The following is a 14,778-nucleotide window of genomic DNA, read 5'->3' on the forward strand; positions in this document are numbered from 1 at the left end:
AAAAAACGAAAGAGAATAAGGAATTGAAAGGAGTGTCACATAGGATGAAACTGGTCTCATGGAATGTAAATGGACTGAGAGCCTGTATGCAAAAAGGGTTTATGGATTTTTTTCAGTCTGTGGATGCGGATATTTTTTGCCTGCAGGAGACAAAATTACAGAAGGGACAGATTGATCTGGAACTTCCGGGATATTTTCAATATTGGAACTACGCGGTGAAGAAAGGATACTCCGGCACAGCAGTTTTTACAAAACAGGAGCCTTTGCGTGTTGCTTACGGCCTGGGTATAGAAGAGCATGACCAGGAGGGAAGGGTGATTACACTGGAATTTCCGGAGTTTTATCTGGTCACCTGCTACACGCCAAATTCTCAGGAGCAATTGAAACGGCTTACCTACCGGATGGAGTGGGAGGATGAATTCCGTGCCTACCTGAAAAAACTGGAGGAAAGCAAACCGGTGGTTTTCTGCGGGGATCTGAATGTTGCTCATCGTGAGATAGACCTGAAAAATCCGAAGACAAACAGAAAAAATGCTGGTTTTACAGACGAAGAGAGAGGAAAGTTTTCTGAACTTCTGGAAGCAGGGTTCCTTGATACGTTCCGTTATTTTTATCCCGATCAGGAGGGGATCTACTCCTGGTGGTCCTATCGGTTCAGAGCCAGAGAGAAGAACGCCGGCTGGCGCATTGATTATTTCTGCGTCTCCGGTTCTATGGAGGACCAACTGGAAGATGCCAGGATTCATACCGATATTTTTGGGTCGGATCACTGTCCGGTTGAACTGGACCTGAAATGCTGATTGCAGAAAGGAATCTGTAGATATGTCAAATTATAATCCGATACTTGGTTCCCATGTGGGAATGAGCGGTAAGGAAATGTTCGCAGGCTCGGTGGAGGAAGCCCATTCCTACGGGGCCGATACTTTTATGATTTATACCGGGGCTCCGCAGAATACCCGGAGAAAAGAGATTGACCAGCTGAACATTGAAGCCGGGCAGGAGCTGATGAAGAAATTCGGTATGAAGGACTTTGTCGTACATGCCCCTTATATTATAAATCTGGGCAACTCGGTAAAACCAGAAACCTTTGAACTGGCAGTGGAGTTCCTGGCAAAGGAGTTAAAACGGACGGAGGCTATGGGCAGCAATATCCTGGTGCTCCATCCCGGCGCTCATGTAGGCGCAGGGGAGAAAGAGGGCATTGCCCAGATCGTGAAAGGGCTGAATGAAGTGCTGACCCGGGACACCAAAGTCAATGTTGCGCTGGAAACCATGGCGGGGAAGGGAAGCGAAATCGGGCGGAACTTTGAGGAACTGGCGGCAATCTATGACGGTGTGAATTTTAATGACAAGCTGCGGGTCTGTTTTGATACCTGCCATACCAACGATGCGGGCTATGATATAATCGGGGATTTCGATGGAGTCATGGATGAGTTTGACCGGATTCTCGGGAAAGATCAGATAGCGGTATTTCATATCAACGACAGTAAAAATGTGATGGGCGCAGGCAAGGACCGGCATGCAAATATTGGTTATGGGACGATCGGATTCGATGCTTTGTGCCGGATTGTACATCATCCTGATTTTGAAAAAGTGCCTAAAATACTGGAAACTCCCTGGTATCTATCCCCGGATAATGCCAAGCTGTCGCTGGCGCCTTATCGGGAGGAAATCGAGATGCTGAGAGAAAAAAATTTCAAAAAGGTGTTGCCAATTGAAAAATAGTGTGTTATTATTTGACCTAAATTCATCCGGAAGGTTTGGAATATTGGCACAATATATCTGAGACAAAGCTATGTTCATACAAATATTGGTCAATAAACCGGAAGGCTGACAAAGGCAGAGAAGGAGACTGAGATCTGAGGATGCACTTAAAAACAGGAATGCGGGGTCACCGACTGAGAGCCCGGCTATGGTGATAGTCAGATGGAGGAACACTCCGGAGCTCATGTTCCGAACAGAGTAGGTTCATGCGTTGGCACGCGTTAAGTGTGAACACGATAGTCGTGTACGGTAAGCGTACTGGACTAGGTCGTGTGAGAGGGGAAGTCTTTCTGCTGCAGAGACTTCTCAATGCGGGTGGTACCGCGGGAAAGAAAATCCCGTCCCGGAACAGGAAACTGTTCCGGGACTTTTTTTGTACCCTGAACCGCGTATTCCGAACTATAAAATCACATCGGAAAGTTTACTTTTCAGAGTGATTTTATAGTTTGGAATATGGGACGAAGCCCCAAATCGAGCGAAACCGAAGGTTTAGCGAGATTTAGCGCGGTTGAGGAAAGAACTGCAAATCTAACTAATATTGCAGTCTGATTTGCATGGTTCTACAAAAAAGGTCCCGGAAGACTTGCTTAAACGGAAAGGTGGAAGTTATATGAAATATTTAGACGGCATACGACAGAAGGCCACTATGGAGCTTGATGAACTGTTAAGAGGAGATTATTCAGGCAAAGAAGTCCGGGTCAACGGTGCCATCCATGCAGTCCGGGATATGGGAAATGTTGCATTTATTATTCTGCGTAAGAGAACGGGGCTGCTTCAGTGTGTATATGAAAAGGGGTGCTGCGGGACTGATCTTGCCGGACTGAAAGAAGAAATGACGGTGGAAGCCGCAGGAGAAGTTGCTGCATCGGCGAAGGCACCCGGCGGCATTGAGATACGCCTGCGTGCGCTGAAAATATTATCGGAGCCGGCAGAGCCATTACCGCTTCCCGTTAACCGAAGAAAGGTAGACACGTCCCTGGAGTCTAAGATTCATCTACGGGCGGTGACGCTGCGAAATCTCCGGGAGAGGGCTGTCTTCCGAATTCAGGAGGGCATCGTGAGAGGCTTCCGGGAGTTTCTGCGCAGCCAGGGTTTTACAGAGATTCATACGCCGAAGCTTGGTGCGAAGGGGGCGGAAGGCGGTTCCAACCTCTTTCGGCTGGACTATTTTGGAAAAAAGGCAGTGCTGGCGCAGAGCCCCCAGTTTTATAAACAGATGATGGTTGGGGTATATGAAAGAGTATTTGAGACAGCTCCGGTATTCCGGGCGGAGAAGCATAATACCAAGCGGCATTTGAACGAGTATACCAGCCTGGATCTTGAGATGGGATACATTGAAAGCTTTGAAGATATTATGGCGATGGAAACCGGTTTCTTGCAGTATGTAATGGATCTGCTGGAAAGAGAATACGGCAGGGAGTTGAAAATGCTGGATGTAGAACTTCCCAGGACAGACCGTATTCCTCAGGTACGGTTTGACGAGGCCAAACAGCTTGCGGCCAAGAAGTATGACAGAAAAATCCGGAACCCATATGACCTGGAGCCGGAGGAAGAGCAGCTGATCGGAAGATATTTTAAGGAGGAATATGACGCGGATTTTGTATTTGTGACACATTATCCATCTAAGAAACGTCCTTTTTACGCGATGGACGATCCGAAAGACCCTTTATATACCTTAAGCTTTGATCTGCTTTTCAGAGGATTGGAGATAACAACGGGGGGCCAGAGAATTCACAGTTATCCTATGCTGTTAGATAAAATGGCGTCAAGGAATATGCCGGAAGAGGGGATGGAGCATTATCTTATGGCGTTCAAATATGGAATGCCGCCCCACGGCGGCCTGGGGATCGGGATGGAGCGCTTGACAATGCAGCTTCTGAACGAAGATAATGTGCGTGAGACTACGCTTTTTCCAAGAGATATGAGCCGTCTGGAACCGTAAAAGATCGGAATCGTTGAGTGAGATTAGAAAATGGAATGGAGGAGCTATGGCAAATATTATTTCGGATGAGACAATCGAATATGTTGGCATACTGGCAAAACTGGAGCTTACCGGCACAGAGAAAGAGCAGGCGAAAAAGGATATGGGCAGTATGCTTGATTATATTGATAAATTGAATGAACTGAATACAGAAGGGATTGAACCTATGTCCCATGTTTTCCCGGTACAGAATGTCTTTCGGGAGGATATTGTGACAAATAAAGACGAGAGGGAAACGATATTATCTAACGCTCCTGCTGTAAAGGATGGCAGTTTTAAAGTGCCGAGAACGGTAGAATAGACGTATGATAGAAGTCATATCGGAATGGAGGAAGCTATGGATATTTGTAGTTTGACTGCCACGGCACTGGGCAGAAAAATAAAAGAAAAAGAAGTATCTGTCAGAGAAGCGGTGACGGCCAGCCTGGAGAGAATTGAACAGATGGACGGCGAATTAAACAGTTTTATTACCGTAGACAGAGAAGGCGCCTTAAAGCAGGCGGAGGAAGTACAGAAAAGAATTGACTGCGGGGAACTCACAGGCCCCCTTGCCGGTGTGCCGGCAGCGGTAAAAGATAATATGTGTACAGAAGGGGTTCTCACAACCTGTGCTTCCCGGATTTTGTATAATTTCAAACCGCCCTACACGGCAGAGGCGGTAAAGAATCTGAGAAAGGCAGGTGCTGTGATCCTGGGAAAAACCAACATGGATGAATTCGCCATGGGAAGCACTTCGGAGACTTCTTTTTTCGGACCGGTTAAGAATCCCTGGAATACGGAGCATGTTCCCGGCGGCTCTTCGGGGGGCTCCTGCTCCGCCGTTGCAGCGGGAGAATGTACCTTTGCCCTTGGCTCTGATACCGGAGGCTCGATACGTCAGCCCAGTTCCTTCTGCGGTGTAGTGGGGCTGAAACCAACCTATGGTACGGTTTCCCGGTATGGACTGGTAGCCTACGGCTCCTCGCTGGACCAGATCGGACCGGTGGGAAAGAGCGTGGCAGACTGCGCGGCTATCCTGGATGTGATTTCTTCTTATGATCCCAAGGACAGCACCTCAGTGAAAAGAGAGTATAATTTTACCGGCGCATTGACAGAGGATGTGAAGGGGATGCGGATTGGTATCCCGCGGGACTATCTGGGAGAAGGGTTGAATGAAGAGGTCAGGGAAGCTGTTCTGGATGGAGCTAAGATGCTGGCGGAGAGGGGGGCCGTGGTGGAGGAGTTTGACTTAAGCCTGGTGGATTATGCTATTCCGGCATACTATGTAATCGCCTCTGCAGAGGCCAGTTCCAATCTGGCCAGATTTGACGGGATAAAATATGGATACCGGACAGAAGAGTTTGAAGGCCTGCATAATATGTATAAAAAGACCAGGTCAGAAGGTTTCGGGCCGGAGGTAAAGCGGCGGATTATGCTGGGTTCTTTTGTCCTCAGTTCGGGCTACTATGATGCTTACTACCTGAAAGCCCTGCGAACGAAAGCACTGATCAAACAGGCGTTTGACCGGGCCTTCGAAAAGTATGATGTTATCCTGGGGCCTGCGGCCCCTGTCACAGCTCCCAAATTGGGAGAGAGTTTAAGTGATCCGATTAAGATGTATCTGGGAGATATCTACACGGTTTCTGTCAATCTGGCCGGGCTTCCTGGAATCAGCGTTCCCTTCCGGCTGGATTCGAAAGGGCTTCCCGTCGGATTGCAGCTGATCGGCAGCTGCTTTGAAGAAAAGAAGATTATACAGACGGCTTATACATTTGAACAGATGAGAGGACCGTTTGGCATGCCTGCTCTGCGGAAGGGGGAGGAATAAATATGGGAAAGCAATACGAAACCGTAATTGGCCTGGAAGTTCATGTTGAACTGGCTACCAAGACGAAAATATTCTGTTCCTGCAGCACGCAGTTCGGCGGTGCGCCAAATACCCACACCTGCCCTGTCTGCACCGGCATGCCGGGCTCTCTTCCGGTGCTGAATAAACGGGTGGTGGAATATGCCATGGCGGTAGGACTGGCGGTCAATTGTGAGATCACCCGGTTTGGCAAGTTTGACCGGAAGAACTATTTCTATCCGGATAATCCGCAGAACTATCAGATATCCCAGCTGTATGCGCCGATCTGCCGGAACGGCTATGTAGAGATTGAGACGGCATCTGGTAAGAAAAAAGTCGGCATACACGAAATCCATATGGAGGAGGATGCCGGGAAATTGATCCACGATGAGTGGGAGGACTGCTCGCTGGTAGACTACAACCGATCCGGGGTGCCGCTGATTGAGATTGTCTCGGAACCAGATATGCGCTCGGCGGAGGAAGTGATTGCCTATCTGGAAAAGCTTCGCCTGACCATTCAGTATTTGGGGGCATCCGACTGTAAATTGCAGGAAGGCTCCATGCGTGCGGATGTGAACCTGTCCGTGAGAGAAGCCGGTACGGATAAACTAGGAACCCGGACGGAGATGAAAAACCTGAACTCCTTTAAAGCCATTGCAAGAGCAATAGCCGGTGAGAGGGCGCGTCAGATTGAACTGCTGGAAGAAGGAAAACCGGTGATACAGGAGACAAGACGATGGGACGATAATAAGGAATCTTCTTATACTATGCGTTCCAAAGAGGACGCTCAGGACTACCGTTATTTTCCCGAACCGGATCTGGTACCGTTAATTATTGACGATGCCTGGATTGCAGAGATCAAGGCCAGACAGCCGGAGTTCAGGGAAGAGAAGATGGCCCGGTATAAAAGAGAATATGATATCCCGGAGTATGATATTGATATATTAACCGGTTCCAAACGCCTGGCAGATTTGTTCGAGGAAACAGCGGCAATCTGTAAAAAGCCGAAAAAAGTATCCAACTGGCTGATGGTGGAAACAATGCGGCTGATGAAAGAGAGGGGAACAGATACAGATCAGCTCTCCTTTTCACCCTGGAATCTGGCCCGGCTTATAGATATGCTGGATGAGGGGGCTGTTACCGGTACTGTCGCGAAGGAAGTGTTTGAGGCTGTGTTTGATAAAGATGTGGCCCCGGAGGCATATGTAAAAGAGCGGGGCCTGGGCACTGTGAATGATGAGGGCCTTTTGAGAAAAACGATAGAACGGGTACTGGAGAGTAATCCCCAGTCAGCTGCGGACTACAGGGGCGGCAAAAAGAAAGCCCTGGGATTTCTGGTAGGTCAGACAATGAAGGAAATGAAGGGGAAAGCAAATCCGGCCAAGGTGAATGAAATTCTGCTGGAATTGCTTCAATAAGAAATAAATTCATAAACTGCTGTTATTTTCATAATATAAGGTAAATTAAAAAATAACTTGAAATTATTAATTCACTATACTATAATCCCTACTAGACAAAGGCGTCTTCAAGAGAGCAGAAACTCTCTTTGAAGGCGCCTTTTCCTATTTAGTTTCCAGAAGAAAGGTGAGGATTTCCATGAAAAACAGCCAGACGACTGGTCTGTATGACCCAAGATTTGAACATGACAATTGCGGAATCGGAGCAATTGTTAATATGGATGGAAGGAAGGACCACGCTACCGTGGAAGGAGCCCTTAAGATTGTCGAGAGTCTGGAGCACAGGGCCGGAAAAGATGCGGATGGCAAAACCGGAGACGGGGTCGGCATTCTGCTTCAAATATCACACAAGTTTTTTGAAAAAACAGCAGCCAAACTCGGAATTGAACTGGGAAAAGAGAGATGCTACGGGGTAGGGATGTTCTTCTTTCCTCAGAATGAACTGTATAGGAACCAGGCGCGAAAAATGTTTGAAATAATTGCGGAAAAAGAGGGGGTCCAGTTCCTCGGCTGGAGAGAGGTGCCGGCTGCGGCGGATATCCTGGGCCGGCGGGCCAGAGAATGCATGCCTTATATCATGCAGGCATTTGTTAAGAAGCCGGCAGATGTGAAGGAGGGCCTGGATTTTGACAGGAAACTTTATGTAATCCGCAGGATCTTTGAACAGAGCAATGAAAATACTTATGTTGTTTCGCTTTCAAGCAGAACGATTGTCTATAAAGGAATGTTTTTAGTCAATGAGCTGCGGGAATTTTTTCCGGATCTGCAGGATAGAGATTATGAATCCGCCCTGGCGCTGGTTCACTCCAGATTCAGCACCAATACCAACCCCAGCTGGGAGAGAGCCCATCCGAACCGTCTCATCGTACATAATGGTGAGATTAATACAATCAGGGGAAATGCGGATAAGATGCTGGCCCGGGAGGAAATAATGTCTTCCCGTTATTTGACAGGAGAACTGCATAAAGTTCTGCCTGTAATCAACCGGGAAGGATCGGATTCTTCCATGTTGGATAATGCCCTGGAATTTCTGCTAATGAGCGGAATGGAACTGCCTCTTGCCGTTATGATAACCATTCCGGAGCCCTGGGATAAGGATGCCTCGCTTTCTCAGGAAAAACGGGATTTTTATCAATACTATGCGACTATGATGGAGCCATGGGATGGCCCGGCTTCCATCCTGTTCAGCGATGGAGACTATGTGGGCGCCGTACTGGACCGGAATGGACTGCGGCCTTCCAGATACTATATTACCAGGGATAAACGCCTGATACTGGCGTCCGAGGTGGGAGTGCTGGATATAAACCCTGCGGATATTGTTAAGAAAGATAGACTGCGTCCCGGCAGAATGCTGTTGGTGGATACCGTGAGAGGAGAGCTGATTGGGGATGACCAGATTAAAAGCCGGTATGCGACAGCCCTCCCATACGGGGAATGGCTGGATGGCAATTTAATATGGCTGAAGGATCTGCACATTCCCAATAAAAAGATACAGGGCTATTCCTCAGAGGAGCTGGCAAGGCTGCAAAAGGCATTTGGGTATCACTATGAAGATGTAAAGACGGGAATTCTTCCGACGGCGTGCACCGGGGCTGAACCGATTGCATCTATGGGTGCTGACAGCCCGTTAGCTGTTTTGTCCAGGAACAGACAGCCGCTGTTTCACTACTTTAAACAGCTGTTTGCCCAGGTAACCAACCCGCCTATTGATGCGATACGGGAAGAGATTGTGACTTCCACCTGTGTATATCTTGGCCGGGAGGGAAATGTTCTGGAAGCCAAACCAGAAAACTGCCGTATGCTCAGAATTAATAACCCGATTCTTACTGAGACGGACCTGCTGAAAATTAAATCCATGCAGAACGAAGGGTTTAAAACAGAAGAAATTTCACTGTTATTTTATAAAAACACTTCTTTGACAAAGGCATTGCGCCGGATTTGTCTGGACGCGGACCGGGCGTATGGGTCCGGAGCTAATATTTTAATTCTGACTGACCGGGGCGTAGATGAAAACCACGTGGCAATCCCCTCACTGCTGGCGGTTTCCGCTATGCAGCAGCATCTGGTTCAGACGAAAAAGCGAACCGGGGTAGCTATGATCCTGGAAAGCGGGGAACCAAGAGAAGTCCATCATTTTGCAGCGCTTTTAGGCTATGGGGCTTGTGCGGTTAACCCTTATCTGGCCCATGAGACAATCCGCAGTCTGATTGAGACAGAACAGCTGGATAAAGACTACTATGCGGCAGTGGATGACTATAACAAGGGAATATTGAAAGGAATTTTAAAGATCGCTTCGAAGATGGGGATATCCACCATCCAATCCTATCAGGGCTCCAAGATATTTGAAGCAATCGGACTGAGCAAAGAAGTTGTGGAGGAATATTTTACAGATACGGTAAGCCGGATCGGCGGAATTGGCCTGAAGGATATTGAGGATATGGTGGATGAGCTTCACAGCAGAGCATTTGACCCATTGGGGCTTCAGACAGATCTGACCCTGGACAGTGCAGGCAGCCATAAGTACCGCAGCGGCGGGGAGAAGCACCTGTACAATCCCCAAACTATCCATCTGCTCCAGGAAGCGACGAGGAAGGGAGACTATAGCCTTTTTCAGGAGTACTCCCACTGTATACAGAAGGAAGACTGTATGAATCTGCGCAGCAGAATGGAGTTCATATACCCGGAACAGGGAATTCCCCTTGATGAAGTCGAACGTGCCGATTCGATCGTAAAGCGGTTTAAAACAGGAGCCATGTCCTATGGTTCTATATCCAGAGAGGCCCATGAGACACTGGCAGCTGCGATGAACCACCTGGGAGGAAAATCCAACAGCGGGGAAGGCGGAGAAGAGCCGGAACGATTAAAGACAGACAGATGCTCTGCTATCAAGCAGGTGGCCTCCGGACGATTTGGCGTGACCAGCGAATATCTGGTCAGCGCCGGGGAAATACAGATTAAAATGGCCCAGGGAGCAAAGCCCGGGGAGGGCGGACATCTGCCGGGAAGGAAGGTATATCCCTGGATTGCTAAAACAAGACATTCTACACCTGGAGTAAGTTTGATCTCTCCGCCCCCTCATCATGATATTTACTCCATCGAGGATTTGGCACAGCTGATCTATGATTTGAAAAATGCCAACCAGGATGCAAGAATTTCCGTCAAGCTGGTTTCAGAGGCGGGAGTAGGGACAATTGCGGCCGGCGTGGCGAAAGCAGGAGCAGGGGTTATCCTGATTTCCGGCTGCGACGGAGGTACGGGGGCTGCTCCCAGAAGTTCTATCTATAATGCAGGGCTGCCCTGGGAACTGGGGCTGGCGGAAACGCATCAGACCCTGATGAGAAACGGTCTGCGTTCCAGAGTCAGGATTGAGACAGACGGAAAGCTGATGAACGGACGGGATGTGGCGGTTGCGGCCATGCTGGGGGCCGAGGAATTTGGATTTGCGACAGCACCATTGGTAACGATGGGCTGCGTCATGATGAGAGTCTGCAATCTGGACTCCTGTCCGATGGGGATTGCTACTCAAAATCCGGAGCTGAGAAAGAATTTCAGGGGTAAACCGGAGTACGTGGAGAATTTTATGAGGTTTGTTGCCGAAGAACTCCGGGAGTATATGGCTAGACTGGGAATTCGAACGATAGATGAACTGGTCGGGCGTACCGACCTGCTAAAGGCAAAGTATCCACAAGAGAGAATTACTCTGAATGCCATACTAAATAACCCATATGCGGGACAGCGAAAGGAAAGCCGCTATAATCCGGGGCATGCATATGATTTCAAATTGGATGAAACCGTGGATACACAGGTATTCCTAAAGAAATTAAAAAAGGCAATTGTGAATGGGGAGAAAAAGAGCATCGAAGTCAATGTAATGAGCATCAACCGTTCGCTTGGAACGATTCTGGGCTCAGAGATCACCAGGGTGAAGGGGAGCAGCCTTCCTGAGGATACCATTACGATCCGGTGTAATGGCGGGGGCGGCCAGAGCTTCGGCGCATTTATACCAAAGGGACTGACGCTTCGTTTGACCGGAGACAGCAATGATTATCTGGGCAAGGGACTCTCAGGCGGCAAGATTACGGTTTGTCCGCCGGAACATGCCGGATTTGAAGCAGAGGATAATATCATCATCGGAAACGTGGCATTGTACGGAGCAACCAGCGGAAAAGCCTTTATTAACGGCATTGCGGGAGAACGGTTCTGTGTGAGGAATTCCGGAGCCGCAGCTGTTGTGGAGGGTGTGGGAGATCACGGCTGTGAATATATGACCGGCGGACGGGTGGCTGTTCTGGGGCCTGTGGGCAAGAATTTTGCGGCGGGCATGAGCGGTGGTATTGCCTATGTGCTGGATGAGTATCAGGATCTGTATAAACGTCTTAACAAAGAGATGGTGGAGACAGAACCTCTTAACCATAAACAGGATATACAAGAATTAAAGAATATGATAGAAGAGCATGTAAAGGAGACCGGATCGAAACGCGGAGCACGCATATTGGATAGTTTTGATGATTATCTGCCGAAGTTTAAGAAGATCACCCCAAATGATTACCGGCAGATGCAAAAAACAATAGAGCAGATGAGGGATAAGGGAATGGATGATGAGAGGGCCCGGATTGAGGCATTTTATCATGGAAGTAGATAAGACTCCTACCTCTATAGGTGGTGAGTATATAACAAATTCGTCTTGATGGGAGCCCAGTCTCCTTCCAAGATAAAGCCTCCGGCGGATTGCAGAGCCGCACAGATGTATTATGTCATGCAAAGCATGACGTGCGGCTCGCAGCAAGTACGCCGAGGCGTACTTGAATCCATCACTGCCGGGAAATAGTGTACGAAGTCTGCAGCAGTTTGTGCCGGAGCGTCACAAATTGATTCCTTGTCATACCAATGCTCCGGAAAGGAGATTACTATGGGAAAACCGATGGGATTTATGGAATATAAACGAGAGACGGCAGAGTCTGTTTTGCCGCCTGCGCGGATCAATCATTTTCAGGAATTTCATGTGCCGCTTCCGGAGGAGAAGCGGAAAAAACAGGCGGCCCGCTGTATGGACTGCGGGGTGCCGTTCTGTCAGTATGGAAAAATGCTTGCAGGGATGGCCTCCGGCTGTCCGTTAAATAATCTGATACCAGAGTGGAATGATCTGCTCTGTCAGGGAAACTATACGGAGGCGCTGAAACGTCTGCTGAAAACCAATAATTTTCCGGAATTCACCGCAAGAGTCTGTCCTGCCCTCTGTGAGGCTGCCTGTACCTGTAATGTGAATGGCGAGCCGGTTTGTACGAAGGAAAATGAATACAGTATTATTGAATATGGTTTTAAAAACGGACTTATTCAGGCTGAACCGCCGAAGGTGCGCACGGGCAAAAAAGTGGCGGTAATCGGCTCCGGGCCGGCCGGCCTGGCCTGCGCGGATCAGCTGAATAAGAGGGGTCATCTGGTTAGTGTCTATGAGAGAAGCGACCGGCCCGGCGGGCTGCTGCTGTATGGGATACCTAATATGAAGCTGGAAAAGGAGCTTGTAAAGCGGCGGATCAGTCTGATGGAGGAAGAGGGAGTTGTCTTCATCACCGGGGCGGATGTTGGAAAGACCTGCGACGCGGAAGAAATTATTAAGCTGCATGATTGTGTGGTTCTGGCCTGCGGTGCTTCTAATCCCAGAGATATTAAAGTGCCCGGCCGGGAGAGCAGGGGAATCTATTTTGCTGTAGACTATCTGAAGGCAGTGACGAAAAGTCTGCTGGACTCCGGACTGAAAGATAGTAAATATGCGCAGACCAAGGATAAAAAGGTTTTGGTGATCGGAGGAGGAGATACCGGGAATGACTGTGTGGGAACCGCGGTGCGCCTGGGGGCTGCATCTGTCGTACAGCTTGAGATGATGCCCAGGCTGCCTGAGCACCGGAGCGAAGATAATCCATGGCCGGAATGGCCCAGAGTAAGCAAGACCGACTATGGGCAGGAGGAGGCAATCGCCGTCTTCGGACAGGACCCCCGGATTTACCAGACTACCGTCAAAGAATTTAAGGCGGATAAGGAAGGGAATGTAAGGAAGGCCGTACTAATCAAATTAGAGAGTCAGACCGACAAACAGTCCGGCAGACGGATTATGTCGCCTGTTCCGGGCAGTGAGTGGGAAATAGAGACGGATCTGGTACTGATTGCCGCAGGATTTCTCGGCGCGGCCCCCTATGTGGCAGAAGCCTTTGGGGTGGGGCTGGATACCAGAAGCAATGTGGCCACAGAGGTGAACTGCCATATGACGAATAAAAAACATATTTTTACGGCAGGGGATATGCACCGGGGGCAGTCTCTGGTCGTGTGGGCGATCAGAGAAGGGAGAGATGCCGCGGCAGAGGTGGACCGGGTTCTGATGGGATATACCAATCTGAAATAATGTGATGGCTATTAACGGGATGCTGAAAGAAACAGCATCCCGGGGAACACAAGAGCTTCAAAGCTGGGAGTCTGTCAGCCTTTATCAATTCCGAACATCTCAGACAGAATGGTCCAGTTCTGCCGGAAGGGGCGCATGATGTTCCAGTAGCTGGGGCCCAATACCTGAAACTCATGGATCAGTTCATATTTCGCCTGGATACTCCGTGCATCCTCAAACCATACTACATGGGGTGTGCCGTTTCCATCAGAGTAGTAAAAATACGGCGACATGGCCGCCGGATCAAACTCAATTACCGCATTATGCTCTGCCGCAATGGAGAGAGCTTCTTCATTCCCAATGGAAAATGCCCTGGATTCTCCCCTGATATAGGGCAGAGCCCAGTCATAACCATAGTTGGGAATTCCCATGAGTATCTTGGACGGAGGGATCTCGCTGACGCCGTATTCCAGAACGCGGCGGACCTGATTAATCGGGGCCACGGCCATAGGCGGTCCGTAGGTATATCCCCACTCATACGTCATCAGAAGCACCATGTCGGCCCGCTCTCCAATTTCACGATAATTGTGAGCCTCGTACAGCAGGCCCGGCTGATCGGCTGAGGTCTTGGGAGCCAGATCCACATGGACAAAGAAGCCGTATGGATGCAGACGCGATACGGCATAGGAAATAAAATCCAGATAGCTCTCCTCATAGGCAGGATCTATATATTCAAAGTCAATATCCAGTCCTGCGTATCCTTTCTGTTCCATTACCTGAAGTATATTATCAAATAGAACAGTTCTGGACTCCGGATGAGTTAAAATATAATAGATGCTGTCGGAGGAAAAACTGCCGTATTCCGTGATAGTGCTCAGCATCATCACGGACTGCACGCCGAAGGTTCTGGCCAGGGCAATCAGTTCGTCATCTTCAATGGGAATCAGAGAACCATCCCGGCGGAACCCATAGCTGAATAGACTCAGCGTGGTCAGATAAGGCAGAGCCGCCCGGAGAACTTCATGATTGATATAGGGGTAGGCGTAACCATTCACGATAGCAGAACGGGATGGATTTGCGGACTCGGGTATAACAATGCTCTGTCCCACCACCAGATGATCGGGATTCGGCATCCCATTGGCATAAATTAAAGTCTCCACCGTTGTCTGATGGCTGGCGGCGATTGAAGTCAGAGTATCGCCGGCTTCTACAATGTATATCCGCATAACATTCCTCCATGTCGAAGTTTTTAGTATAAACAATACATTGTATGAATCAAAAAGGGAGGGCATGCTCTTTTTATATAGAAGAAACACCCTCCGGGAATAAAGTGTATTTCCCGGGAGGGTGCCTCTCATTATAAGTATCCTGTCTG

General features: G+C 48.9%; 9 protein-coding genes. 8 read left to right on the top strand and 1 reads right to left on the bottom strand.

All coding sequences use genetic code 11. The annotated features are described in order from the left end of the window. Positions 1-44: 44 nt before the first annotated feature. The 8 genes from xth (at position 45) to ABCW47_RS01780 (ending at position 13,424) form a co-directional block, all read left to right on the top strand. Positions 45-800 (top strand): exodeoxyribonuclease III, encoded by a 756-nt coding sequence (xth, locus tag ABCW47_RS01745; RefSeq protein WP_343208141.1) that lies wholly within the window; start codon positions 45-47, stop codon positions 798-800. A gap of 22 nt (positions 801-822) precedes the next feature. Then, positions 823-1,725: a deoxyribonuclease IV gene (locus ABCW47_RS01750; RefSeq protein ID WP_343208142.1), complete on the top strand. Its 903-nt coding sequence runs from the start codon at positions 823-825 to the stop codon at positions 1,723-1,725. 649 nt (positions 1,726-2,374) lie between these two features. Then, positions 2,375-3,706, top strand: coding sequence for an aspartate--tRNA(Asn) ligase (gene aspS / locus ABCW47_RS01755; protein ID WP_343208143.1), 1,332 nt, complete (start codon positions 2,375-2,377; stop codon positions 3,704-3,706). 46 nt (positions 3,707-3,752) lie between these two features. Beyond that, positions 3,753-4,046: an Asp-tRNA(Asn)/Glu-tRNA(Gln) amidotransferase subunit GatC gene (gene gatC, locus ABCW47_RS01760; protein ID WP_343208144.1), complete on the top strand. Its 294-nt coding sequence runs from the start codon at positions 3,753-3,755 to the stop codon at positions 4,044-4,046. A gap of 36 nt (positions 4,047-4,082) precedes the next feature. Next, positions 4,083-5,552, top strand: coding sequence for an Asp-tRNA(Asn)/Glu-tRNA(Gln) amidotransferase subunit GatA (gatA, locus tag ABCW47_RS01765; protein ID WP_343208145.1), 1,470 nt, complete (start codon positions 4,083-4,085; stop codon positions 5,550-5,552). Positions 5,553-5,554: 2 nt separating this feature from the next. Beyond that, on the top strand, positions 5,555-6,988 hold the full coding sequence (gene gatB, locus ABCW47_RS01770; RefSeq protein ID WP_343208146.1) for an Asp-tRNA(Asn)/Glu-tRNA(Gln) amidotransferase subunit GatB: 1,434 nt from the start codon (positions 5,555-5,557) through the stop codon (positions 6,986-6,988). A gap of 178 nt (positions 6,989-7,166) precedes the next feature. After that, positions 7,167-11,669, top strand: a complete 4,503-nt coding sequence (gltB, locus tag ABCW47_RS01775) for a glutamate synthase large subunit (protein ID WP_343208147.1) — start codon at positions 7,167-7,169, stop codon at positions 11,667-11,669. A gap of 267 nt (positions 11,670-11,936) precedes the next feature. After that, positions 11,937-13,424, top strand: a complete 1,488-nt coding sequence (locus ABCW47_RS01780) for a glutamate synthase subunit beta (RefSeq protein WP_343208148.1) — start codon at positions 11,937-11,939, stop codon at positions 13,422-13,424. A gap of 74 nt (positions 13,425-13,498) precedes the next feature. Here ABCW47_RS01780 and ABCW47_RS01785 read toward each other — a convergent pair whose 3' ends face one another. Further along, complete coding sequence (locus tag ABCW47_RS01785) at positions 13,499-14,629, bottom strand: glycosyl hydrolase family 18 protein (RefSeq protein ID WP_343208149.1); 1,131 nt, start codon at positions 14,627-14,629, stop codon at positions 13,499-13,501. Positions 14,630-14,778 lie beyond the last annotated feature (149 nt).

This window comes from Anaerolentibacter hominis, from assembly GCF_032380675.1.
GTDB lineage: Bacteria > Bacillota > Clostridia > Lachnospirales > Lachnospiraceae > Anaerolentibacter > Anaerolentibacter hominis.